This is a genomic window from Sorangium sp. So ce321, from assembly GCF_051530195.1.
Classification (GTDB): Bacteria; Myxococcota_A; Polyangia; order Polyangiales; family Polyangiaceae; genus Sorangium.
This window is the reverse complement of the sequence record NZ_CP150329.1, coordinates 13,109,528-13,131,206: the sequence shown is the minus strand read 5'-3', so window position 1 is coordinate 13,131,206 and position 21,679 is coordinate 13,109,528. Positions and strand designations below refer to the sequence as shown.

Here is a 21,679-nt window from a genome sequence, read left to right as displayed (position 1 = left end):
CATAACACTAGATTAGCGCCATCGGCGCGCCTACAAGGGCGCTCCGGACGTTGGAGGAGGCCGCATGGTCGACAGCTTTGGCACGAAGAGCACGCTGACGGTTCAAGCCGATACGTACACCTACTACAAGCTCCCATCGCTGGCGCAAGGCGGCGCTTCGCTCGACAAGCTCCCCTTCTCGCTCCGCGTCCTGCTGGAGAACCTCCTCCGCCACGAGGACGGGCGCGTCGTGCGCAAGGACCACGTGGAGGCCGTCCTCAACTGGGACCCGAAGGCCCGCCCCTCGCAGGAGATCGCCTTCCACCCCGCGCGCGTGCTGCTCCAGGACTTCACGGGCGTCCCGGCCGTGGTCGACCTCGCCGCCATGCGCGAGGCGCTCGCGAAGCTCGGCGGCGACTCGCTCAAGATCAACCCGCTCCAGCCCGTCGACCTCGTGATCGACCACTCGGTCCAGGTCGACCGGTTCGCGTCCTCGACGGCCCTGAAGGTGAACGCGGCGCTCGAGTTCGAGCGCAATGAGGAGCGCTACGCCTTCCTCCGCTGGGGAGCGCAGGCCTTCACGAACTTCCGCGTGGTGCCGCCCGACCAGGGCATCTGCCACCAGATCAACCTGGAGTACCTCGCGGGCGCCGTCATGCGGCAGGGCACGCTGGTCTACCCGGATACGCTCGTCGGCACCGACTCGCACACGACGATGATCAACGGGCTCGGGGTCGTCGGCTGGGGCGTCGGCGGCATCGAGGCCGAGGCGGCGATGCTCGGCCAGCCGCTCTCGATGCTCATCCCCGAGGTCGTGGGCTTCAAGCTCCACGGCAGCCTGCCCGAGGGCGCCACCGCGACCGATCTCGTCCTCACGGTCACCCAGATGCTGCGGCAGAAGAAGGTGGTCGGGAAGTTCGTGGAGTTCTACGGCCCGGGCCTGAGCGCGCTCTCGCTCCCGGACCGCGCCACGATCGCCAACATGGCGCCCGAGTACGGCGCCACGATCGGCTTCTTCCCGATCGACGACGAGACGATCGCCTACCTCCGCTTCAGCGGCCGGCCGGCGCCGCTCGTCGCGCTCGTCGAGGCCTACTACAAGGAGCAGGGGCTGTTCCGCACGGACAGCACCCCGGACCCCGTCTTCAGCGACACGCTCTCGCTCGACCTCGGCGAGGTCGAGCCGTCGATCGCCGGCCCGAAGCGGCCGCAGGACCGCGTCCGGCTGCGCGACGCGAAGCGCACCTTCCGCGCGTCGCTGCAGGGCATGCTCGAGAAGGAGTTCACCGCCGCCGAGCCGGCCGCGGTGAAGGCGTTCCTCGAGGAGGAGACCGGCCAGGCCGCCGCGCGCGCGCCCGCGCTCGAGAAGGTCATGCGCCCGGCCGAGATCACCGAGGGCGACACGCGCTACACCCTGCGCCACGGCTCGGTCGTGATCGCCGCGATCACGTCCTGCACCAACACGTCGAACCCGGCGGTCATGCTCGGCGCGGGCCTCCTCGCCAAGAAGGCCGTCGAGCGTGGGCTCACGGTGAAGCCGTGGGTGAAGACCTCGCTCGCCCCCGGGTCCAAGGTCGTCAGCGACTACCTGCGCCAGGCGGGGCTCCTGCCGTACCTCGAGGCGCTCGGCTTCCACCTGGTCGGCTACGGCTGCACGACCTGCATCGGCAACTCCGGGCCGCTGCCGGACGTGATCGGCGACACCATCCGCCACAACGACCTCGTCGTGGCGAGCGTCCTCTCCGGCAACCGCAACTTCGAGGGCCGCATCAACCAGCACGTGCGGATGAACTTCCTCGCCTCCCCGCCGCTCGTCGTCGCCTACGCCCTGCGCGGCGACGTCGACGCCGACCTCTTCAAGGAGCCGGTCGGCACCGACCGCAACGGCGAGCCGGTGTACCTCAAGGACATCTGGCCCCACTCGTCCGAGGTCAACGAGGCCATCCGGACGGCGGTGCGGCCCGAGCAGTTCCAGGTGCAGTACGAGAACGTGTTCGCCGGCGACGAGGAGTGGCAGAAGCTCTCGATCCCGAGCGGCCAGACGTTCGTGTGGGACGACGCCTCGACGTACGTGCGCAGGCCCCCGTTCTTCGAGGGGCTGTCGAAGGACCCGGCGCCGCTCACCGACATCCGGGGCGCGCGCGTGCTCGCGCTGCTCGGGGACTCGGTGACGACCGACCACATCTCCCCGGCCGGCAACATCGCCAAGAACAGCCCCGCCGCGAAGTACCTGGTCGAGCACGGCGTCGCGCCCGCCGACTTCAACTCGTACGGCGCCCGCCGCGGCAACCACGAGGTGATGATGCGCGGCACGTTCGCGAACATCCGCCTCAAGAACCTCCTGCGCCCGGGCGAGGAGGGCGGCATCACGGTGCACCTGCCCGACGGCGAGAAGACGACGATCTACGACGCGGCCATGCGGTACAAGGACGAGGGCGTGCCGCTGGTCGTCATCGCCGGCGCCGAGTACGGCACCGGGTCGTCGCGTGACTGGGCGGCCAAGGGGACGAAGCTGCTCGGCGTGCGCGCGGTCATCGCGAAGAGCTTCGAGCGCATCCACCGGTCGAACCTGGTCGGCATGGGCGTGCTCCCGCTCGAGTTCGCGGCGGGCGAGGACGCGTCGACGCTCGGGCTCACCGGGCGCGAGGTGTTCGAGATCGGCGGCATCTCGGACAACCTCACGCCGGGCAAGAAGCTGAGCGTCGTCGCGACCGGGGAGGGCGGCAAGACGACGACGTTCACCGTCACCGCGCGCATCGACACGCCGAACGAGGTCGACTACTACCAGCACGGCGGCATCCTCCAGTTCGTGCTGCGCAGCCTGGGCACGACCGCCTAGGGGCCTCCGCGCCGCTCCCCGCCGTCCGGCTTCGCGTCGGGGAGCGGACCCCGCCGTAAAGCCGAGCCGCGCGTCGCGGCTGCTGACGCGCGTACAAGCTTCGGCTAAACCCTGGCGCATGCTCGATCCTCGCCACGTCGCAGATCACCTCGATGAGGTGCGCGCGGCGCTTGCTCGTCGCTCGCCCGCCGCCGCCGCCACCTTGGGAGACGACTTCGCCTCCACGGTGAGCACGCGCCGGTCGAGGATCCAGGAGCTCGAGCGGTGGCAGGCGGAGCGCAACGCGGCGAACGACGCGATGGCGCGCCTCGACAAGAAGTCGCCCGAGTTCGCGCAGAAGCGCGACGAGCTGAAGGCCCTCTCCGCCAGGATCAAGGAGGCCGAGCAGGTGGTCTCCGAGCTCGAGAAGCGGATGACCGAGGTGCTCTCCGGCGTCCCCAACGTGCCGGACCCCTCGGTGCCCGACGGCGCGGGCGAGGAGGGCAACGTGGTGGTCAGGACGTGGGGCGAGAAGCCGAGCTTCTCGTTCACGCCGAAGAACCACTGGGACATCGGCACGGCGCTGGGGCTGCTCGACTTCGAGCGCGCGGCGAAGCTCTCGGGCGCGCGCTTCACGGTCCTGATGGGCGCCGCCGCTCGCCTCGAGCGCGCGCTCATCTCGTTCATGCTCGACCTGCACACGCGCGAGCAGGGCTACCTCGAGGTGCTGCCGCCCTTCCTCGTGAAGGACTCGGCCCTGTTCGGCACGGGGCAGCTGCCCAAGTTCGCCGACGACCTGTTCAAGACGCAGAAGAGCGACCCGGACCGGGCGTACGACCTGTACCTCATCCCGACGGCGGAGGTCCCGGTGACGAACCTCCACGCCGACGAGATCCTCGACGGCGCGTCGCTGCCGATCGCCTACACGGCGTACACGCCGTGCTTCCGCAGCGAGGCGGGCAGCCACGGGCGCGACGTGCGGGGGCTCATCCGGCAGCACCAGTTCGACAAGGTCGAGCTCGTGCGGTTCTCGACGCCGGAGGACTCGCCCCGCCAGCACGAGCTCCTCACCGCGCACGCGGAGGAGGTCCTGAAGCGCCTCGGGCTGCACTACCGCGTCTCCGCGCTGTGCGCCGGCGACCTCGGCTTCGGCGCGCAGAAGACGTACGACCTCGAGGTGTGGCTGCCCGGCCAGGGGGTCTACCGCGAGATCTCGAGCTGCTCGAACTTCGGCGACTTCCAGGCGCGCCGCGCCCAGATCCGCTACCGGCCGGAGCCGAAGGCGAAGCCGCGGCTGGTCCACACGATGAACGGGTCGGCGCTCGCGGTGGGGCGGACGGTCATCGCGATCCTCGAGCAGTACCAGCAGGCGGACGGGACGGTGGTCGTCCCCGAGCCGCTCCGAGCGTTCATGGGCTGCGAGGTCCTCCGCGGCAGGTAACACCATGGCAGCCGACGAGGAAGCCAAGCGTGAGCTTCCAGATGCGAGGAGCGCGCGCGAAGGAGGGGAGGGCGAGCGCCGCTCGCAGCTCCCGGAGGCGAGGAGCGCGCGCGAGGGGGAGGGCGAGCGCCGCTCCCAGTTTCCGGAGTCGAGGGGCTCTCGCGAGATCGACGGCGAGCGCCGCTCGCAGCTGCCGGAGTCGAGGGGCTCTCGCGAGATCGACGGCGAGCGCCGCTCGCAGCTGCCGGAGTCGAGGGGCTCTCGCGAGATCGACGGCGAGCGCCGCTCGCAGGTCCACGCGCCGCCGACCCACGCGGAGACGTCCATGGCGCTCGCGCGCCGGCGGCTCCTCGAGCTCTGCAAGCGCCACAAGGACGAGCTGATCGACGACTGGATCGAGAACGTGCTGGCGCTGCCTCCGGAGCGGGGCCGGTACACCGATCGGCCCGTGGGCGAGGTGACCGAGAACGTCCGCTCCTGGCTCGCCGCGTTCACCCGGATCCTCGAGGACGGCAGCGCGGAGCTGCTCGACCAGTTCATCACGCACCTCGTCGAGCAGCGCTACGCGACCGGCTACTCGATCAGCGGGCCCCTGATCGCCGCCTCCGAGTTCCGCACCGCGGTCGCGGGCGTGCTCGACACGACGCACGACGACGGCGACGCGGACGGCACGTCCTCGATCGACGTGCTCCGCGCCGTCGACGCGCTGCTGCTCCAGTTCGAGCACCGCTTCGCCGAGGCGTACGCCCAGCGCTCGCTGTTCGCCTCCGAGGAGCGCTACCGCGAGATCGTCGAGCTCTCGTCCGACGTCCTCGCGACGATCGACCAGGAGGGCATGCTGACGCGGCTGAACGTGCGCTTCGAGGTGCTCTTCGGCCACTCGCGGCAGGCGTGGATCGGCCGGCCGATCACCGCGCTCGCGGTCGCGGCGGACGTGCCGGCCCTGCGCGCGCTCGTCATGTCCGCGTCCCGGGCCGACGAGCCGCGGGAGGCGACCATCCGCTGCGGGACGCGCGCCGGCCTGACCAAGGTGATGACGGTCCGGATCACGCGGCTCTACGGCGAGGACGCCTCGCTCGCGCTCATGCGCGACGTCACCGAGGAGGTCGCGCGCCGCGCCCAGATCCTCCACAGCGAGAAGCTCGCCTCGATCGGCCAGGTCGCGGCGAGCGTCGCGCACGAGCTGAACAACCCCATGGCGTGGGTGATGGCGAACCTCGAGCAGATCCGGAGCGGGGCGCACAAGCTCGTGTCGGCGGCGCGCCCGGTCGCCGCGGGCTCCTACGAGGACCTGCTCCGCGCCATCGACCTCATCGATCGGTCCTGCCACGAGGCGCTCGCCGGCGTCGAGCGGATGCGGGACATCGTGACCGACCTCAACCTCTTCTCGAGCAGCAGCGAGCGCAAGCCCGAGCGGGTCGACCTCGTGGACGTGATCGAGCTGGCGCTGCGCATGACGGGGCCGCAGCTGAGCCAGCTCTGCCGCATCGAGCGCCGGTACGGCGAGATGCCCCCGCTCGTCGGCTACCCGGGCAAGCTCTCGCAGGTGTTCGTGAACCTGTTCATCAACGCGGCGCAGGCGATGCCGAACCGCCCGCGCGACGAGAACATGGTGCGCGTGACGACGCGCTTCGACGCCGGGGTCCACCACGTCGAGGTGGAGGACAACGCGCGCGGCATGACCCCCGAGGTCGTCGAGCGGATCTTCGACCCGTTCTTCACGACGAAGGAGGAGAGCGCGCGCCCGGGGATCGGGCTCTGGGTGTCGCGCAACATCGTCGAGGAGCAGCACGGCACGATGACCGTGTCGAGCCAGCCCGGCATCGGCACGGTCTTCACGATCCGCCTGACCGGCCTCAACCCCGCAGATCTGCCCGCGCTCCGGCCGCCGCCCGAGCCGCCGCGCTCCTCGTCGCGCGGGACGATCCTCTTCGTCGACGACGAGCCGATGCTCCTCAACGCGTTCGCGCGCGCGTTCGAGGAGCGCCACGAGGTGCTCGTGGCGAAGAGCGGCCACGAGGCGCTCGACCTCCTGCGGGACCGCGGCGGCCAGATCGACGCGATCGTGTGCGATCTCCTGATGCCGCAGATGAGCGGGATGGCCCTGTACGACGAGATCGGCGAGCGCTTCCCGCAGCTCCAGCCGAAGATGGCCTTCATGTCGGGCGGCGCCTTCACGGCGAGCGCGCGCGAGTTCGTGGAGCGGGTGGACAACGCGAAGATCGCGAAGCCGATCTCGCTCGACGACCTGGAGCGGGTCATCGCTGATCTCCTGAGCGGCGGGCGGAAGAGGGGGCACTAGGGTGGCCGACGTGGCGGCGAGGGCGGTCCGGGAGCGGGCGAACTGCGCGCGGTACCGGCCGGGGCAGCGGGAGGGCTTCTACGAGAGCTTCTTCCAGCGCGCGAACCACCCGACGCGCCCGCTCGCCTTCTGGATCCGGTACACGCTCTTCAGCCCGGCCGGGCGGCCCGAGGCTGCGGAGGGCGAGCTCTGGGCCGTCTACTTCGACGGCGAGTCGGGCCGCCACGCGGTCGCCAAGCGCGAGGTCCCGTTCGCCGGGCGGTGCGCCTTCGCCCGCGACGCCTTCTCGGTCGCCGTCGACGACGCCCGCCTGAGCCCCGGGAGGCTCGCTGGCGCGGCCGGCGAGGGGGAGGACGCCATCGCCTGGGACCTCGCCTACGAGGGCGGCGGGGAGCCGCTCCTGCTGCTCCCGGGGGCGCTCTACGACGCGCCGCTGCCGAAGGCGAAGGCGCTCGTCGCCGCGCCGATGGCCGTCTACAGCGGCGTCGTCCGGGCCTTCGGGCGCGACGTGGACGTGTCGGGGTGGGTCGGCAGCCAGAACCACAACTGGGGGACGAAGCACACGGACCTGTACGCCTGGGGGCAGGTCGCCGGCTTCGACAGCCATCCGGACAGCTTCCTGGAGGTCGCCACGGCCCGCCTGAAGATCGGGCCGCTCTGGACGCCGAGCATGACGCCGCTGGTCCTGCGGCACCGGGGCGAGGAGATCGCGCTGAGCTCGCTGGTCCAGGCGGTCCGCGCCGAGGCCTCGTTCGACTACTTCACCTGGCGCTTCCGGACCGAGACCGCCCGGCTGCGCGTCGAGGGGGAGATCTCCGCGCGCGCGGGCGACTTCGTGGGCCTCGCCTACAGGAACCCTCCGGGCGGCGTGAAGCACTGCCTGAACACGAAGATCGGCGCCTGCACCCTCAGGCTGCGGCGAAAGAGCCTGGGCCGCGAGGTAGAGGTCGAGACCCTGACGACGGCGCGGCGCGCGGCGTTCGAGATCCTCACGGACGACCGCGGCCATGGCGTGACGATCCGCGCCTGATCCGCGCCGGACGCCCAGCGGCCGGACCCGCCTGAAACGAGCGCTAGAGCGGTCTTCCTCTGTCTCTGGTACATGCGTCACAGAGCGGCGGTCACCCGCTTCGGATACGAGCCCATCTCGACGTTTTCGGTGCTCAGCGCACAGGAGTGCGCTTGCGCGCCGAAAACGCCGATCTGGGCCCGTCTCCTGTGCGGGTGGACCGCCGCTCGAGAAAGGCGGACGCCATGAGCCTCAAGCAACCCCGGACCATCCTCGTTGCCCTGGACAGCTCGCCCAGGTCGTCTCTCATCCTCGCGGAGGGCGTCGACCTCGCGCAGAAGCTCGGTGGCAGGCTGGTGCTCGTGCGCGGCATCGGGCTGCACCACAGCCTGCCGGCCGAGGCGCTGAACGAGTCGCCGACCCGCGTCCCCGAGATCCTGGAGCGGAGCGACAGGGGGGAGCTGGAGCAGCTCGCCCGCGACGTGCCGCCCGAGCTCCTCGCGAAGATCGTGGTCCACGTCGGCGTCGCCTGGGAGGTCATCTGCCGGACGGCCGATGAGGAGAACGCCGACCTCATCGTGATCGGGTCGCACGGGTACTCGGGCATCGACAAGGTGCTCGGGACGACCGCGGCGAAGGTCGTGAACCACACGAGCCGGTCGGTGCTCGTGGTGCGCGAGAAGCCGTCGGACTGACGCGGAAAGCCCGGCCTCAGGGCAGCCTGGCGATGAGCTGGTCGCCCAGCTGCGGCTGATCGATCTTGCCGAACCAGATCCGCCAGGTGGCCTTCATGAAATCGAGGCCGCCGACCGTCGCGGTCCCGCCGCCCGCGACCGTGACGGTGGTCGCCTTCGCGCGCGCGTCGTACTCGATGGTGACCTCGCTCCCTGCCTTGAGGTCTCTCTCGAACGCCGCCACGAAGCGCCCGATCTTCGTCGCGTCGGTGTAGTCGTTCATCGCGTAGGCGTCCCTCAGCGCCTTGATGATGGAGTCGCGATCGACGTCGCGCAGCATCGTCCAGACGAACTTCTTCCCCGTGTCCATGTCGATGACAGCCTGCCTGGATCGGGTGGGAGGGAGCTGGTCCATGTAATGGCTGATCCGGTAAACCTCGATCTTCGCCACACCCACCGTCCTCACGCGGACTCCATCGCCCGTGAGCGTGTAGTCCGGTAAAGCGAAGAGGCTCGCGACAGCCAGGAAGATCGCCGCAAATGCGGCGAGAAAAGCTGGAGATTTGCTTCGTGCGAGTTTCATCGTAATCGACCTCCTCCGGCATCGCCGGCTTCGTGCGGCGCTGTCCAGGCGCAGCGCTCGGGGATCACCAGTCCACGGCAGCGGCCGAGCAAGACCCGGACCGCAGCCGCAGGGATGTCGGGAGTCGCCGCTCGCGGGAGATCGCGAGTCGCGCCCTGGCGACAGGCAGAGACGACCCATGGACGTGTGCTCGAAGGGGGCTCTGGCGGGCAGCGGCGCGCCGCCGGGGCGACCTGGCCGCGGCGGCGCCGGGGCGAGCTCTCCCGGAGATCTTTTTCCAGCCCGGCCCGTAGAAGCCGCGCGCTGGGGGTCGAGGAGAGCGCGGCGGAGGACGCGAGGTCCCCCGGTGGCCGCGCCATGGCTTTGCGGCGGAAGGAGCTTCTCTATGCGGACGATGCTCGCGGGATTGCTGATGGGATGGGCGGCTCTGGGCTGCGCGGCCGGCGCGGCGACGGCTCCGGGGACGAGCGCCGCGGCCGCGGGCGGCGCGCCGGGCGCAGGAGCGCGGGACGAGGGCGCGGCGCCGGCGGCGCTGGTGGTCGAGCCGCGGGCGGCGCTGGTGGCCGAGCCGCGCGGGGGCGCGCTTGCCAAGGCGCCCGCGCCGGAGCCGGGTCCCGAGCCGAGCCGGGGCGTCTGGATCGGCGCCGCTGGCGCGAGCGATTTCATGCTGCCGGGGACGCGCGAGACGCAGCTCGGCGTGTGGGTCGATGTCCCGGCGGCCCGGCGCGGGGCGCGCGCGCCGGCCGCCGTCGCGCTGCTCGTGGACGCCTCCGGCTCGATGCAAGGAGCGAAGATGGAGCACGCCCGCGCGGCGGCGCAGGCGTTCGTCGACCGGCTACCCGACGGCGACGTCGTGTCGCTCGCGTCGTTCGCCGACACCGCGGAGGAGCGCGTGGCGCCCACCGTGCTCGGCCCCGCCACGCGGACCACGGTGGCGCGCGCCATCGCCGCGCTCGGCCCGGAGGGCAGCACCAACCTCTTCGATGGCCTCCGGCTCGCGGAGAAGCACGCGGTCATGGCGCCATCGACGCACGCCGTCCGGCGGGTGGTGCTCATCTCGGACGGCCAGGCGAACATCGGGCCGTCCTCCCCCGACCTGCTCGGCGCGCTCGCGCAGCGCGGCGCCGACCGCGGGGTGCAGATCACGTCGCTCGGGGTGGGGGCCGACTACGACGAGCGCACGCTGAACGCGCTCGCCGTCGGCTCCAGCGGCAGGCTGTACCACCTCACCGAGGCGCACCAGATGTCCTCCGTCCTCGAGCGCGAGCTGGCGCTGCTCCAGACGACGGCGGCGACAGGGGCGTTCGTCGAGATCGTCCCGGCGCCCGGCGTGGAGATCATGGGCGTCCCCAACGAGCGCACCGACCGGTCCGGCGACACGATCCGGGTGCTCCTCGGCACGATGTTCGGCGGGCAGCACCGCGAGATGCTCGTGCGGGTGCGGGTCGCCGCGCCGGCCGCCGGATCGCACCCGCTGGCGAGCGTGCGGCTCCACTTCCGCGACCCCGAGAACGGCAACGTCCCGCGCGTGCAGGAGGTGGTGGCCCGTTACGACGTGACGAGCGACGCCGCCCTCGTCGCCGCGCGCCAGAACGAGAAGACCCAGACCATCGCGGCGGTGATCGAGACGGGCATGGCGCAGCTCGAAGCCGCCCAGGACGTGAACTCGGGCAATTTCGGCGCGGCCGAGGCGAAGCTCGCCGTGGCGGAGGAGCGGCTCCGGCAGCAGGCGGCGCGCGCCCAGTCGGCGAAGGAGAAGGGGCGCGCCGCCGATGCGGCCGCGGCGGTGGCGAGCGCGCGCAAGACCGCGCGCGCGGCCGCGGCGGCCCCGCCGTCGGCGCGGCGCATGGATGCGCTCGAGATGAACAGCGGCTCCCGGCTCTGGGCCGACCGCTGAGCCGCGCCGTCCAGGCGCCCAGTTGCGTCTTCGAGTCCGTCGCTGAATCTCCGACTGCGACTCCGTCCTCAGCGCTGAAGCGCCATTTGCGTCTTCATATCCGGCGCTGAAGTTCCTGCTGCGCGTCTTCATATCCGGCGCTGCGGTTCCTGCTGCGCGGCTTCATATCCCATATCCCGCGCTGCGGTTCCCGCTGCGCGTCTTCATATCCATCACCGATGGCGCCACCCGCGCCTCGATCATCCATGATGGACGTGAGGGGCGTCCATCATGGATGGGTTGACCGAGCTCTTCCGAATGAAGCCTGACCGGTCATGGTTGATCAACGTATCCACATTGACAACATGATCCATGATGTATCGCGATGGACCCACCTCGCGCGGCCCTCATGGATCTCCTCGCGCGGCCGCGGCCCTCGACAGAGGGGCGGGCCGTGCGCGACATTGCTCCGGTCCTCCCGACACCTCGCCACGCGAGCGCCCCGCCTCTCACCATGAGCCCGAACGCTTTCCCCGCCCCCGCCGCCGCCCCCGCTCCGGACCTGGACGCCGGCGCTGCGCGCGCGCTCTGGCCGCTCGACCCGGCCGTCACCTTCCTGAACCACGGCTCGTTCGGCGCCTGCCCCCGCGCGGTGCTCGAGGCGCAGCAGCGCTACAGGGACCAGATGGAGCGCGAGCCCGTCCGCTTCTTCATCCGCGAGCTCGAGCCGCTGCTCGACGCCGCGCGCGGGGAGCTCGCCGCGTTCGTCGGCGCCGACCCCGAGGACGTCGCGTTCGTGCCCAACGCGACCGCCGGGGTCAACACCGTGCTGCGATCGCTGTCGCTCGGGCCCGGCGACGAGCTCTGCGTCACCGACCACGGATACAACGCCTGCCGCAACGCGGTCGAGGCCGCCGCGGCCCGCGCCGGGGCGCGCGTCGTGGTCGCGCCGGTGCCGTTCCCTCTCCAGGCGCCCGAGCAGGTCGTCGAGGCGGTGCTCGCGCGCGTCGGGCCCCGGACGCGGCTCGTCCTCGTCGACCACGTGACCAGCCCGACGGGGCTCGTGTTCCCGGTCGCCTCGCTCGCCTCCGAGCTCGCGGGGCGCGGCGTGGACCTGCTCGTCGATGGAGCGCACGCGCCCGGCATGGTGCCGCTCGACCTCCGCGCCCTCGGGGCGGCCTATTACACCGGCAACTGCCACAAGTGGCTGTGCGGGCCGAAGGGCGCGGCGTTCCTCCACGTGAGGCGCGACAGGCAGGGCGCGATCCGCCCGCTCACGATCAGCCACGGCGCCAACTCGCCGCGCACCGACAGGTCGCGGTTCCTGCTCGAGTTCGACTGGACGGGCACCGCCGATCCCAGCGCCGCCCTCTGCGTCGCGGACGCGATCCGCTTCATGGGCGCGCTCCTGCCCGGCGGCTGGCCCGCGCTCCGGGCGCACAACCGGACGACCGCGCTCGCCGCCCGCGACCTCCTGTGCGAGGCGCTCGGCTGCCCGCCCCCGAGCCCCGACGCGATGATCGGCGCGCTCGCGACGGTGCCGCTCCCCGACGCGCCTTCCTCGCCGCTGCGCCTCGATCCGCTCCAGGACGCGCTCCTGGAGCGCTGGGGGATCGAGGTGCCGGTGTTCGCCTGGCCTGCGTCGCCCCGCCGGTGGCTCCGCATCTCGGCGCAGATCTACAACGGCAGGCCCGACTACGAGCGGCTCGCGGCGGCGCTCTCGTCGCTGCTGTAGCGCGGCGCTCGCCCGCAGCGCCGGAGCTCCGCCCCGGATCCGCGCCGTGCTTCTTGCGCCATCGCTCGCGCGAGCAGAGCGCGCGCGCCTCGTGAGCGGATAGGATGCGCGCCCCAAGGAGACACGATGCCCCGCCGAGTCCTGGTCTTGTCCTCGCTTTGCTGCCTGACCGTGGCGACCCTCGCGGTCGCTCCGTCCGTCGCGCAGCCCGTGACGCCTCCCCCGGCGACGGCCCCCGCTCCGGCCGCTTCCTCCTCGCCGGCAGGGACGCCCACCGCCCCCTCGGCGCCGACGCCCTCGGCGCCCGGCGCGCCGCCGCCGCCCGCGGCTCCCGCCCCGCCGGCGGCCGGCGCGCCCGCGCCAGGCGGCGTGGTGCCTGCGCCCGGGGCAGGTGCGCCCGCACCAGGAGCAGCCGCGCCCGGGGCAGGTGCCGCTGCGTCCGGCGCGCTCGCGCCCGGGGCACAACCCACCGCGCCGGCAGGCGCGGCGCCGCCGCCGCCAGGCACCGCCTCGCCGCCAGGCACCGCCGCGCCGCCTGCGGGGGCGACGGGCGATCCCGACGCGAGCCGGGCGCGCAGCGTGCCCGCACCTGTGGACTGGACCGTGTCCCTCTCGGACGACGAGCTGGGGCCGCCGCCCGCGCCTGCGCCCGAGTCAGGTGACCAGACGCTTAACCGGTCCAGCATCCCGCTCGGCCGGCGCGGCGCAATCGGTGTGGAGACTTCGTCATTCACGGGAGGCGACAGCGACGTCTCCGGGCTCGCCATCGCCCTCTTCGCCCGCATGCCGTTCGCCGGGCATACCTTCCTCGATATCCGGGTCCCCTTCGGCCTCGCGATCGACGAGCGCACCGACGCCGTGCTCGGCAACGTGACGCTCGGCGCGCATCACATCGCTCGCGCCGGCCGGAGGCTCTGGCTCACGGTGGGCGGCGCCGTCGGGCTGGCGACGCTCTCCAGCCAGACCCACCACCACAGCAGCTACGAGCCGGTCGGCGCGAGCCGGGCGTACTGGGATCTGCACGAGTACTTCCCGAGCATCCTCCCGATCCACGCGCGCCTCGGCGCCGAGGCGCACTTCGGCCCGCTGATCGCGCGCGCCCAGCTCGAGCCCGTGCTCTATATCCCGCTCGGCCGCAACGAGGAGTACGAGCTCGCGATCCAGCACGCCGCCGAGCTCCAGATCGGCCACGGCATCGGCGGCGGCCTGCGCGTGCAGGGCATGGCGCTGCCCACGTTCGACAACGTGAGCGTCCGCCACGCCGTCACGCGCAACCTCTACGTCCTCGCCCTCGAGCCGTTCCTCACGATCGAGCGCAAGCTCACGTTCCTCCGCGCGGGGCTGCTGCTGCCCCTCGATGAGGAGCTCGGCCCGCCGCTCGACCACACCTGGGGCTTCCGGTTCAGCGCGGGCGTCCGCGTCGACTGAAGCCCGCGGCGGTGAGGGGCCGCGGCGGCGGGCGCGCGCGCCGGGGTTCGGGGCGAAGCCCCGAGGAAACAAAGCTAGGGCCGCCCGCGCGAAGCCGCAGCGAAGCGGCGCAGAAGTCCGGCCATCCATGGCCGGACTTCTGGCGGGCGGAACTAGGCGCCCCGGGCGCGGGTCGCCTCGCCGATCGCGTGGGTGATGTGCCCCTCCAGCTCGCCCGCGGGCAGCTGCTCGGACTCCACGACGACAAGGCGTGCTCCCGCGTCCTCCGCGAGCAACTCGAACGTCCGCGGCGCGCGATCGTGCAGGTGGCTCGGCAAGATGATCGCCAGCGGGCGGAGGCGAACGGCCACCGACCACGCCGACGCCGCCTCGCACGAGCGGACAAGGAAACGTGCCCGCGCTGCAACCCTGCGGCAACGAGCCAGAAAATGGGGGCTGCAGTCGAGCGCCAGCACCATGGGAATCGTGATCAGCTGACTGCTACTAGGCGGCTCCGACATAGGAAGATGCTACTCCAGCGAAGCGCGATTGCGCGTCCTCTTATTCCGCATAACCGATACAGAGCTTTCCCGAAATAGAAAACAACAAGCTCGCCAGCTCATGTAAGCAGTCACGCGTTATTTTGGTGTATTGGGTAACGTTCTGTGAACACAGGATGTTTGAAATGAACGCTGCGAGAACGGGAGCTGGCAGCGCACTACAGCCCACGACGGCGGCGCGCAAATTCTCCGGGAAACACGGGCATCCTCGGCGCACCAGCAGCGCATGAGGCCCTGACCATTCGCGCCTGGATGAAATGATGTACCATGGACGGATGCGATCCTGACGGCTCGAGCGAGCGCACCGCGGCGATCGAGGCCCCGGCGCGGACGCAGGGATGAAGTCGGCGCGCAGGGGGTGGACGGTCGGGACGTAGGGTGTGCGGCCGGCGGCCACGGGACGCGTCGCACGAGAAGCCTCGATTTCGCGCATAGGCCTGGCGGGCTCGGCGCAGCGGCGCGGTGCCGTCTCCAGCGCGTCGAGGCTGGCGTACCGCAAGGGAGTTGGCGCGCACACGTAAAGGAGATCCTGTGTCATCGCGACGCGCCGGGGCGCCGCGCCAGCGCCGCCGCGAGCCGGAGCCGACCTCCGGTCACACCGACCCTCCCGCGTCGAGCGCCCGGAGCACGCTCGCCCAGGCAGCGCCCCGGAGCGCGCGTGCGACATGCGCTCTCTCGCCAACCACCCTCGGCTTGTGGATTTCAGCGCTGGTGGCGCGCAGGTCATGTTCCTCACAGTTGCTCGCGAGCGCGACCACCCCGGTCCAAGGAGAAATGTTTCGACCAGGTTGCGAGGCGCGCTGGCCGAGCCGCCGGCCCCCGGCGGGACCGCCCCTTCGCGGAGGGAGCGAAGCCGTCTCCCGGGCCGGCGGCTGCAGGGCAGGGGCACCGGGAGAGGCAGAGAGAGAGGGCGGTGTCGAGCTGGCAGCCGCAATAAGGAACCCACTCTATCATGTGTTCGCCCGGATAGAACAGGGCGAGGCAGGCGGGGGCCATGGCGCCCGACACGCCGACGTGAAGACGTCCCGCCGACGGCCGCGTCGCCGATCCTGCGGTGGTGCTGGATTTTTACAGCGACGCGCGGCCGACGGTGGGCTGAGCCTCCGTGGGTGCGGCAGAGATGAGCTGATCCTGCGATATCGTGGTTCAAGCCCGGGCAGGCGGCACGCGCGCCGCCCGGTGATGCCCTCACCCAGATAAAAAGTGCTCAGGGGAGATGGCTTGGTTAGGAAGTACACTAAACTTTGTCTCCGGCGCACCGTATGTCTGCTCGTCGGTGACACCACGCACCGGCGCCGATGTCGCTGAGACGGTGGGGCCCTCGCCCTCAGGCGGCGTTGCGAGCGCGGTTGGCCGGGTCACCTTCCTCGATGGCGAGGGGGACGAGCGCGCCGGGCGGGTGAGGCGGCTCGCCCGGAAGCGACCGCGCCGCGCGGCGGCTCCGGAGGCGGCTCGCCCGGAAGCGACCGCGCCGCGCGGCGGCTCCGGAGGCGGCTCGCCCGGAGGCGAGCGCGCCGCGCGGCGGCTCCGGAGGCGGCTCGCGAGCGGCCCGCTCACCGGCAGGACGCTGGGGCGGTCGTGGTATATGCCGGCGCCATGGCGCAGGTCCACGGCGGCAGGCTCGTCTCGAAGGCCCTCGCGAGGCACGGGGTGACGCACCTCTTCACCCTCTGCGGCGGGCACATCCAGGCGATCTACGACGGGTGCCTCGATGAAGGGATCCGGGTCGTCGACGTGCGACACGAGCAGACAGCCGGCCACGCGGCCGACGGGTACGCGCGGGTGACCGGAAGGCCAGGGGTGTGCGCCGTCACCGCTGGGCCGGGCGTCACCGACGTGGTGACCGCCGTCGCCAACGCGCAGCGCGCCGGCGTCCCGATGGTGGTGATCGGCGGCGCCGGCCCGCGGGCCCTCGCCGACATGGGCTCGCTCCAGGACATGAACCACGTCGAGCTGATGCGCCCCATCTCGAAGTGGAGCGCCTCCGTCCCCTCGACCGACCGCATCCAGGAGTACGTGGACTCGGCGTTCCGCGTCGCCCAGGCGGACGTGCCGGGCCCGGTCTTCCTCGAGATGCCGCTCGACCTCCTGATGGGCTTCGCGGGCGACGACGCGCCCGCCACCGCGCCCATGGCCCCGCCCCGGCCCGGGGGCGACCCGGCCGCCGTCGCGCGCGCCGCGGCGCTGCTCGGCGAGGCCGAGCGGCCGATGTTCATCGTCGGCAGCCAGCTCCGCTGGTCGCCGCGGCGGGACGCGCTGCGCCGCTTCGCCGACGCGGTGCAGGCGCCCTTCTACCTGAACGGCATGGCCCGCGGCGCCCTGCCCCACGCGCACCCCGGGCTGATGAGCCGCTCGCGCCGCTTCGCGCTGTCGCAGACCGACCTCTGCGTGGTGCTCGGGACGCCGTTCGACTTCCGACTCGAGTACGGCCGCGCCATCAACCCGGCCGCGAAGGTCGTGCAGATCGACCTCGACGGCGCCGCGCTCGGCAGGAACCGCCGCGTCGACCTCGGGATCCACGCGGACAGCGGGGTCGCGCTGGAGCAGCTGCTCGCGGAGGTGCCCGGCAAGGCCGTCGCGGCGTGGCTCTCGGCCGTGCGCCAGGCCGAGGAGCGGTCGCGCGCGAAGATGCTGGCGGAGATCGAGGGCGACAGCGACCCGCCGAACCCGCTGCGCGTCTGCGCGGAGATCGGCAAGCGGCTCGGCAAGGACGACATCGTGATCGGCGACGGAGGGGACTTCGTGGCCACGGCCGCGAACGTGCTGAAGCTCGAGTGGCCGCAGCTCTGGATGGACCCAGGGCCGCTCGGGACCCTCGGGGTCGGGCCGGGCTACGCGATGGCGGCGAAGCTCGCGCGGCCCGAGGCGAACGTGGTCCTCGTGTACGGCGACGGCTCGTTCGGCTTCCACGCGCTCGAGTTCGAGGCGATGGCGCGCCAGGGCATCCCCGTCGTGAGCGTGATCGGCAACGACGCGGCGTGGACGCAGATCCGGCGGGGGCAGGTGGAGCTCTACGGCGAGGGCCGCGCGCCCGCGACGGCGCTCGACTTCACCCGGTACGACCGCGTGGTGGAGGCGCTCGGCGGCTTCGGGGCCTGCGTGGAGCGGCTGGAGGAGCTCGGGCCCGCGCTGGACGAGGCGTTCCGGTGCGGGAGGCCGGCGTGCGTCAACGTGAAGATCGCGAAGAGCGACTTCCGCAAGGGCGCGATCAGCGTCTGATCCCGTGGAGCTCCGGTTCATCTCCCCCGACCTGCAGAGCCTCGACGAGCTCGACTCCGAGGTGCTCGCGTGCGCCCCGTTCAGCGACGCGCTGCCCGCCCACGGCGTGGCCGGCCTCTGCGACTGGCGGCTCGGCGGCCGGATCTCGGACCTCAGGCGGCAGGGCCTGATCACCGGCGAGCTCGGCGAGGTCGTCATGATCCCGTGCAAGCCGCGCATGGCGTTCGACAAGCTCGTCCTCTTCGGCGCCGGCCGGCGCGACGCGTTCGACGAGGCCGTCTTCCGCGACGTGGTGCGCCGGATGCTCACGACCATGGGCGGGCTCTGCACGCGCGTCGCGGTGGTGGAGCTCCCGGGACGGCATGACGGGCTCATCCCCGCCGAGCAGGCGGCCGACGCGCTCCTCGACTGCGCGGGCAGGGAGCGCGGCGACAACGTGTGGACGCTGGTGGAGCGCGCCGAGGGCAGGCAGCAGATCACCCAGCACATGATCGAGCAGCGCCGACGCGTGCGCCGGGCCCTCTAGGGCGTCGCGCGGGGCGCGCGCGGCATGGACGATGTCAGACGGGGGTCTTCGGTAGGTCGACGGTGAAGGTGGCGCCCTCGCCCTGGCGGCTCTCGACGTCGATCGTCGCGCCGAGCGCGTCCGCGATCTGCCGGACGATCCACAGGCCCATGCCGAAGCCGCTGTAGTTCTCGCTGGAGACGGCGCGCTCGAAGCGCTCGAAGATGCGCGCCTGCTGGTCCGGCGCGACGCCGATGCCGCGATCCCGCACCGTCAGGCGGGCGCGATCCCCGAGGTCCACGAGCTCGACGTCGATCGGCTTTCCGGCGCCGTACTTGATGGCGTTCGAGAGGAGGTTCGTGACGATCTGATCGAGCCGGAGGCGATCCCACCGGCCAGCGAGCGGGGCGGGGGACGACAGGTTGACCGGGCAGCCCGCGGCGGCGAGCTCCTCGCGGAAGCGGTCGAGCACCTCGTTCACCGTGGCCGCGAGGTCGACGTCCTCGAGCTCGAGCTGCAGACGGCCCGCGGAGATGCGCGAGATGTCGAGCAGGTTCGTGATCAGCCGGGCGAGCCGCTCGACCTGGCGCTTGATCATCTCCAGCCGCGGCGTCGCGCGCTCGGCGGTGAGGCCGCCGCGCTTGCCGGCGCGCAGGAGGCCGTCGATCTGCAGCTGCATGGGCGTGAGCGGCGTGCGGAGCTCGTGGGAGGCGATCGTGAGGAAGTCGTCGCGCGCGCGCACCGCGAGCTGCGCCTCCCGGTAGAGCCGGGCGTTGTCGACGGCGAGGGCCGCGCGCCGCGCGAGATCCTGCGCGAGGTCGAGGTCGACGGCGTCGTAGCGCCGGTGCGTGGAGGCGAACGAGAGCGTGCCCAGCGTGCGGCCGCGCGCGGTCAGCGGGACCGCGAGGTGCGAGGCGAGCGAGAGCGAGCGCAGCGCCTCGTAGTGCGCCTGATCGAAGGAGATCGCGCGGACGAACGAGTCGGTCACCTTCGGGATGAGCTCCGGCTGCGCCGTGCGCAGGACCTTGCCGATGCCGCGCCCGGCGGAGTCCGCCGTCAGCTTGCCGAGGAGCTCGGTCGCCGCCGCCATGGAGGGATCGGCGTGCGCGGTCACCTGCCGCTCGATCGCGCCGGACTCGTCCTGCAGGAGGAGCACGCAGATCGACGCGAAGTCGGGGAGCGCGACGCGGACCACGCGCCGCAGCGTCTCCTCGAAGTCGAGCGACTCGCCGAGGATCTGCCCGGCCGAGACGAGGATGCGCTGGGCCTCGTGGACCCGGCGGCGCTCGGTCACGTCCCGGGTGACCTTCGCGAAGCCGCGCAGGCGCCCCGCCTCGTCGAAGAGGACGCTGATGACCTCGTTCGCCCAGTAACGCGTGCCGTCCTTGCGGACGCGGTAGCCCTCCTGGACCGAACGGCGGGTCTCCACGGTGTCGTCGAGCTCGGCGGCGGGCCTGCCGAGCTCGACGTCCTCCGGCGGGTAGAGGACCGAGCAGTGACGGCCGATGACCTCGTCGGCGCGGTAACCGTTGATGCGCTCGGCGCCCGGGTTCCAGCTGGCGATGCGGCCCGCGGGGTCGAGCATGAAGATGGCGTAGTCCTGGACGCCCTCCACGATCAGGCGGAACCGCTCCTCGCTCTGCTTGATGCGCCGGTCGGCGCGCGCCTCGGCTGCCTCCATCTCCCGGCGCAGGAGGAGCTCGCGCATCCTGCGGTTCTCGTCCTCGTAGTGCTTGCGGCGCAGCTGGGCGCGCAGGCGCGCCTTGAGCACCGTGAACTCGCCCGACTTCGTGACGAAGTCGTCGGCGCCGGCCGAGAGGGCGTCGAGGATCGCCTTGTGGTCGTCGCGGCCGGTGAGCATCAGCAGCGGGATGGGCCGCCACGCGGCGTTCGCCTTGATGCGGAGGCACGTGGCCGGACCGGAGAGGCCCGGCATCACCATGTCGAGCAGGATGCCGTCGACGCGCGCCGACGTGAGCCGCGCGAGCGCCTCCTCCCCCGAGTGGGCGAGCACCGGGACGTAGCCCTCGTCGCGCATCGCCGCCGCGACCTGGTGCAGGTACGTGGGGCTGTCGTCCACGACCAGGATGCGGGGAGGCGGCGTGTCCGCTGGCCGGTTCATGGACGCCTCCCGCGCGGGCTCGGGTCAGCGAGGGCGGCCGCCGCGGCGAGGCGCACGAGACTGGTCAAGCCGGTGGTGCGGCACCCGCCGAACACCCTTCGTGGCGCGCCCACCCTCATTGGCCACCCGTGCAGGTTGGCATGCGTTCTCCCCCGGCCGACGCGAAAAGCCTACCTGGCCCGGTGCACTTTGCGTACAGCATCCTCTCTCTAACAGATGCCGGCCGCTCGCAACGTTGCGTCCCCCACCGCTCACCGGGATCCCAGCAGTAGCGCACCCGATGCGCTTCGTTAGTCCGGGCTGTCCGGAACGGTCGTACGGAAGAATCTAACGTACGAATCAGGCAAATCGCGATTGACAGGAGGCGCATCGGTGCGCGATGTGCGTCGATCCATCGAGTCGAGCGAGTCGAGAGCCAGGTTGGACAGGCGACGACCGTCGCCCACGGGCGGCGCGCCTCCCGGCGACAGGACGTGAGCGCGCGGCGCAGCGCGGAGCTCATTGCGTGTCTGGATTCCCGGATGAGCGTCAATCGATCGGGAGCGCCGGGGAGCGCAGAAGACCGCGAGTCCGTCACCCCTCGTCGATGAGCTCGAGCATCGTGGCCCGCGCCGATCCGCCGGCGGGGAGCCAGCGGCAGAGCTCGTCGACGCCGACGTCGTCGACGACCCGGCGGAGCTCGGCGCGCGCGGCGGCGAGCTCGCCCCGCGCAGCGAGCGCGTGCGCCCGGGTGATGCGGTAGCGCTGGCGCACCTCGGCCGGCTCGTCCCGATCGCCGTCGCGGCGGCCGACGAGGGAGAGCGCTCCGTCGATGTCGCCCGCCCGCACGAGCACCGCGGCGCGCGCGCCCCGCACGAGCGGACGCACCGACGCCGGGGCGCGATCCTCGTCGAGGTCGTCGAGGAGCCGCGTGGCCGCGCCGAGATCGCCAGCGCAGAGGTGCCACTGGGCGAGGTTGCTCAGGAGCAACACGCGCACCTGCGGGAGTATCCAGTCCGGCGGGATGTCGCGCAGGGAGGCGGCCGCGGCCTTGTAGTTCCCCTCCCACGCGAGCGACTGGCCGACGACCTGAGCGGCGTAGGCGTAGATGACCCGGGGATCGCCAAGGCGGCGCGGCGGCGCCGCGGCGGGAGCCACGGCCGGGCGCGCGGCCGGCGGCTGCGGCGGATGAGCCGGGCGCGCTCGCGCCGGCGCGGCGGCGTGGTCGGCGCGGCTCCGGAGGCGGGCGGGCCCGAAGGGGAGCTTCTCCTGGAGGAAGCCGCCGAGGAGGAGCAGCGCGCCGGTCGCGGCGGCGAGCGCGCCCGCGGCGACGAGCGCGCGGGGCGCGTCGCGAAGGCCGGGGAGCGCGACCCAGGCGAGCCCCGAGGCCGCCGCTCCGGCCGCGGCGAGGAGCGCCGCGATCGCGACGAGGAGCGGCCGCCGCGTCACCGGCGGGCTCGTGCCGGGCGC

At 72.2% G+C, this 21,679-nt stretch carries 14 protein-coding genes; 10 read left to right on the top strand and 4 right to left on the bottom strand.

Features of this window, described 5'->3' with window-relative positions; all coding sequences use genetic code 11:
- Nucleotides 1–64 precede the first annotated feature (64 nt).
- The 5 genes from acnA to WME89_RS48805 all read left to right on the top strand — a co-directional run bounded on the left by acnA (nucleotide 65) and on the right by WME89_RS48805 (nucleotide 8,244).
- Complete coding sequence (gene acnA / locus WME89_RS48825) at nucleotides 65–2,818, top strand: aconitate hydratase AcnA (RefSeq protein WP_438006358.1); 2,754 nt, start codon at nucleotides 65–67, stop codon at nucleotides 2,816–2,818.
- Nucleotides 2,819–2,936: 118 nt separating this feature from the next.
- On the top strand, nucleotides 2,937–4,238 hold the full coding sequence (serS, locus tag WME89_RS48820) for a serine--tRNA ligase (RefSeq protein WP_438006357.1): 1,302 nt from the start codon (nucleotides 2,937–2,939) through the stop codon (nucleotides 4,236–4,238).
- Nucleotides 4,239–4,242: 4 nt separating this feature from the next.
- A complete protein-coding gene (locus WME89_RS48815; RefSeq protein ID WP_438006356.1) occupies nucleotides 4,243–6,540 on the top strand; it encodes a hybrid sensor histidine kinase/response regulator in 2,298 nt (765 codons plus the stop codon).
- 10 nt (nucleotides 6,541–6,550) lie between these two features.
- Nucleotides 6,551–7,570 (top strand): hypothetical protein, encoded by a 1,020-nt coding sequence (locus WME89_RS48810; RefSeq protein WP_438006355.1) that lies wholly within the window; start codon nucleotides 6,551–6,553, stop codon nucleotides 7,568–7,570.
- 224 nt (nucleotides 7,571–7,794) lie between these two features.
- Nucleotides 7,795–8,244 carry a universal stress protein gene (locus WME89_RS48805; RefSeq protein WP_438006354.1) on the top strand — a complete coding sequence of 150 codons (450 nt, stop codon included), beginning with the start codon at nucleotides 7,795–7,797 and terminating at the stop codon, nucleotides 8,242–8,244.
- A 16-nt stretch (nucleotides 8,245–8,260) separates the two neighbouring features.
- Here the strand turns inward: WME89_RS48805 and WME89_RS48800 are convergent, their stop codons facing one another.
- Complete coding sequence (locus tag WME89_RS48800) at nucleotides 8,261–8,806, bottom strand: chalcone isomerase family protein (protein ID WP_438006353.1); 546 nt, start codon at nucleotides 8,804–8,806, stop codon at nucleotides 8,261–8,263.
- Between the two features lie 385 nt (nucleotides 8,807–9,191).
- On the opposite strand from WME89_RS48800, the gene WME89_RS48795 reads away from it, so the two are divergent.
- The 3 genes from WME89_RS48795 (at nucleotide 9,192) to WME89_RS48785 (ending at nucleotide 13,845) form a co-directional block, all read left to right on the top strand.
- Complete coding sequence (locus WME89_RS48795; RefSeq protein ID WP_438006352.1) at nucleotides 9,192–10,703, top strand: vWA domain-containing protein; 1,512 nt, start codon at nucleotides 9,192–9,194, stop codon at nucleotides 10,701–10,703.
- 493 nt (nucleotides 10,704–11,196) lie between these two features.
- Entirely contained in the window at nucleotides 11,197–12,417 is a 1,221-nt protein-coding gene (locus tag WME89_RS48790; RefSeq protein ID WP_438006351.1) for an aminotransferase class V-fold PLP-dependent enzyme, read from the top strand.
- Between the two features lie 126 nt (nucleotides 12,418–12,543).
- On the top strand, nucleotides 12,544–13,845 hold the full coding sequence (locus tag WME89_RS48785) for a hypothetical protein (RefSeq protein WP_438006350.1): 1,302 nt from the start codon (nucleotides 12,544–12,546) through the stop codon (nucleotides 13,843–13,845).
- Between the two features lie 152 nt (nucleotides 13,846–13,997).
- On the opposite strand, the gene WME89_RS48780 is transcribed toward WME89_RS48785, so the two are convergent.
- Nucleotides 13,998–14,195: a hypothetical protein gene (locus WME89_RS48780; protein WP_436623316.1), complete on the bottom strand. Its 198-nt coding sequence runs from the start codon at nucleotides 14,193–14,195 to the stop codon at nucleotides 13,998–14,000.
- Between the two features lie 1,785 nt (nucleotides 14,196–15,980).
- Between WME89_RS48780 and WME89_RS48775 the strand changes: the two genes are divergently transcribed.
- Both WME89_RS48775 and WME89_RS48770 read left to right on the top strand, forming a co-directional pair.
- Complete coding sequence (locus tag WME89_RS48775; protein WP_438006349.1) at nucleotides 15,981–17,603, top strand: thiamine pyrophosphate-binding protein; 1,623 nt, start codon at nucleotides 15,981–15,983, stop codon at nucleotides 17,601–17,603.
- 4 nt (nucleotides 17,604–17,607) lie between these two features.
- On the top strand, nucleotides 17,608–18,129 hold the full coding sequence (locus tag WME89_RS48770) for a M17 family peptidase N-terminal domain-containing protein (RefSeq protein ID WP_438006348.1): 522 nt from the start codon (nucleotides 17,608–17,610) through the stop codon (nucleotides 18,127–18,129).
- Nucleotides 18,130–18,163: 34 nt separating this feature from the next.
- On the opposite strand, the gene WME89_RS48765 is transcribed toward WME89_RS48770, so the two are convergent.
- Nucleotides 18,164–20,230: an ATP-binding protein gene (locus tag WME89_RS48765; RefSeq protein ID WP_438006347.1), complete on the bottom strand. Its 2,067-nt coding sequence runs from the start codon at nucleotides 20,228–20,230 to the stop codon at nucleotides 18,164–18,166.
- 573 nt (nucleotides 20,231–20,803) lie between these two features.
- Nucleotides 20,804–21,658, bottom strand: coding sequence for a hypothetical protein (locus WME89_RS48760; protein WP_438006346.1), 855 nt, complete (start codon nucleotides 21,656–21,658; stop codon nucleotides 20,804–20,806).
- Between the last annotated feature and the right edge of the window lie 21 nt (nucleotides 21,659–21,679).

Excerpts from the sequence above, each read along its gene's own strand:
- WME89_RS48800 (WP_438006353.1), bottom strand. The coding sequence starts at position 8,806 with ATGAAACTCGCACGAAGCAAATCTCCAGCTTTTCTCGCCGCATTTGCG.
- serS (WP_438006357.1), top strand. The coding sequence starts at position 2,937 with ATGCTCGATCCTCGCCACGTCGCAGATCACCTCGATGAGGTGCGCGCG.
- WME89_RS48785 (WP_438006350.1), top strand. The coding sequence starts at position 12,544 with ATGCCCCGCCGAGTCCTGGTCTTGTCCTCGCTTTGCTGCCTGACCGTG.
- WME89_RS48775 (WP_438006349.1), top strand. The coding sequence starts at position 15,981 with ATGGCGCAGGTCCACGGCGGCAGGCTCGTCTCGAAGGCCCTCGCGAGG.
- acnA (WP_438006358.1), top strand. The coding sequence starts at position 65 with ATGGTCGACAGCTTTGGCACGAAGAGCACGCTGACGGTTCAAGCCGAT.
- WME89_RS48765 (WP_438006347.1), bottom strand. The coding sequence starts at position 20,230 with ATGAACCGGCCAGCGGACACGCCGCCTCCCCGCATCCTGGTCGTGGAC.
- WME89_RS48790 (WP_438006351.1), top strand. The coding sequence starts at position 11,197 with ATGAGCCCGAACGCTTTCCCCGCCCCCGCCGCCGCCCCCGCTCCGGAC.
- WME89_RS48795 (WP_438006352.1), top strand. The coding sequence starts at position 9,192 with ATGCGGACGATGCTCGCGGGATTGCTGATGGGATGGGCGGCTCTGGGC.
- WME89_RS48805 (WP_438006354.1), top strand. The coding sequence starts at position 7,795 with ATGAGCCTCAAGCAACCCCGGACCATCCTCGTTGCCCTGGACAGCTCG.
- WME89_RS48815 (WP_438006356.1), top strand. The coding sequence starts at position 4,243 with ATGGCAGCCGACGAGGAAGCCAAGCGTGAGCTTCCAGATGCGAGGAGC.